The 1,890-nt window shown below is 43.4% G+C and carries 1 protein-coding gene; it reads left to right on the top strand.

The features are described from left to right. Positions 1–555: 555 nt before the first annotated feature. Positions 556–1,815: a group II intron reverse transcriptase/maturase gene (gene ltrA, locus AC3WTL_RS25610; protein ID WP_009336802.1), complete on the top strand. Its 1,260-nt coding sequence runs from the start codon at positions 556–558 to the stop codon at positions 1,813–1,815. Positions 1,816–1,890 lie beyond the last annotated feature (75 nt).

Here is a 1,890-nt window from a genome sequence, read left to right as displayed (position 1 = left end):
CTGTGCGCCCGGCATGGGTGCAGTCTATAGGGTGCAAGTCCCGAGCCATGAAGGCAGTAGTAATGGTTAGCTTAACGCAAGGGTGTCCGTGGCGACACGGAATCTAAAGGAAGCGAGCGGCAAACCTCCGGTCTGAGGAACACGAACTTCATATAAGGCTAGGTACCATTGGACGAGTTTGCAGATCAAAACAAAGTCCTTACTGCCAAAGGTGGTACAGAGTAAATGGAGCAGATAGATGGAGGGAAAGACTGTACTCTTACCCGGGGAGATCTGGTTGGTACGCCAAGTACACTTGGTAACCTATCTAGCAATAGATAGCTGAACAACCAGAAGTCAGCAGAGGTCATAGTACCTTACCTACTCGAGATGGTAAGGGAAGGGCTGAACATTTAGGAAGAACGAGAACTAGGCATACAATTCCTGTGTAGAAGCAGACAATCCAAAAGGACTTACCTGAAGGAGGAAGTGGTGAATTCCACAAGGGGACTTCAGGAGGGTGGAGCAGGAATAACATAATTAGATTTCTACGTTCACGTCGAAAGGAAATATCACATGTTAATGGATCTGATTCTGTCACGGGAAAACTTAATAGCAGCACTTAAACGTGTGGAGAAGAACAAAGGGAGTCACGGCATAGATGGAATGTCCGTAAAATCCCTACGAAGACATCTCTATGATAACTGGGATACCTTATGCGATTCTTTAAGGAAAGGCACCTATCAGCCCAACCCAGTCCGTCGAATCGAAATCCCGAAACCCGACGGTGGAGTAAGGTTACTAGGAATACCTACCGTGACAGACCGATTCATCCAACAAGCAATCGCTCAAGTTCTAACCCCACTTTTTGACCCAAGTTTCTCAGAACACAGCTATGGATTTAGACCGAATAGAAGAGGTCATGATGCGGTTCGCAAGGCAAGGGAATATATAAGTGAAGGCTATAGATGGGTAATTGACATGGACTTGGAGAAATTCTTTGACAAAGTAAATCATGATAAGCTAATGGGGATATTAGCAAGTAGAATACAAGACCGATTGGTCTTGAAACTAATACGTAAATATCTCCAGGCAGGAATCATGATTAATGGTGTAGTCTATGATGCAGAAGAAGGAACACCACAAGGAGGTCCCCTGAGCCCTCTTCTTTCGAATATCCTTTTGGATAAACTTGATAAAGAGTTGGAAAGAAGAGGTCACAAGTTTGTCCGCTACGCCGATGACTGTAATATTTACATGAAATCGAAGAAAGCTGGAGAACGAGTGATGAACTCGATTACAGGTTTCATAGAGCAGAAATTAAAACTCAAAGTAAATCGAGGGAAATCAGCAGTTGATCGCCCGTGGAAACGAAAGTTCCTTGGCTTTAGCTTTACGCTTAATAAGAAACCGAAGGTTCGTATAGCCAACGAAAGTATTAAAAGGCTTAAAGCAAAAATACGGGAGTTAACCTCCCGTTCCAAACCAATTCCTATGGAAGTTAGAATTGAGAAACTAAATCAATATCTGACGGGATGGTGTGGATATTTTGCATTGGCTGACACACCAAGTAAATTTAAAGAATTTGATGAGTGGATTAGAAGAAGACTTCGTATGATTGAATGGAAACAATGGAAAAATCCAAGGACAAGGGTGAGAAAACTCAAAGGTTTAGGGGTCCCTGACCAGAAGGCATACGAATGGGGAAACTCCAGAAGGAAATATTGGAGAATAGCCTCTAGTCCAATCCTACACAAAACCCTCGATAACTCTTATTGGAGTAATCGAGGGCTCAAAAGTCTATATCAAAGATATGAATTTCTACGTCAAACTTAAATGAACCGCCGTATACCGAACGGTACGTACGGTGGTGTGAGAGGTCGGGGGTTAGTCACCCCCTCCTACTCGATT

It is taken from the genome of Cytobacillus sp. EB106-05-05-XG126 (genome assembly GCF_058791715.1).
Note: the sequence above shows the minus strand (reverse complement) of the source record. Positions and strands in the feature narration are given on the sequence as shown.